Annotated in this window: 1 protein-coding gene; it reads left to right on the top strand. The window is 46.0% G+C overall.

Features of this window, described 5'->3' with window-relative positions:
* Nucleotides 1-210, top strand: a 210-nt coding sequence (locus tag KDM89_RS20020) for a hypothetical protein (protein ID WP_212689633.1), incomplete at its 5' end; no start/stop codon positions are given.
* Nucleotides 211-415: the final 205 nt, after the last annotated feature.

Raw genomic sequence — 415 nt, 5'->3', positions numbered from 1 at the left:
ACCCGTGAACGCAGTAAAGCAGCTGAACAACACAACTCTTTACACAAGGGGCAGCCAACAAATTCCCATTGGCTGAGTGCAACGAATACCGACATATCCTGTTTGAGCAACGTTACGCAGTTGCGGAAACATGCTGATTCATCTTTTGGAATTCGGCGAGTCGCAAACCGGGAAGAAAATAATGAAGCAAACGCCCTGCATTACCATTAATCTCTGCCCGGTTTATCGATAGCATATGTCAGCATGCCGGACAATTAAGCACCTCTGCATTGCATCAAAGCGATACAAACATATCGATACTGACCACATGTATTACGACGTTATACAGCTGGCAAACTTTAATAATTTACTATGACAGTATATTCTGCCATGTACACGCCGCCTGCCGCCGCCCCAAAAACACTGGCGCGTTGTG

This window comes from Cognatundibacterium luofuense (assembly GCF_018139685.1).
Taxonomy (GTDB): domain Bacteria; phylum Pseudomonadota; class Gammaproteobacteria; order Burkholderiales; family Burkholderiaceae_D; genus Undibacterium; species Undibacterium luofuense.
This window is presented reverse-complemented; position numbering and strand designations above follow the sequence as displayed.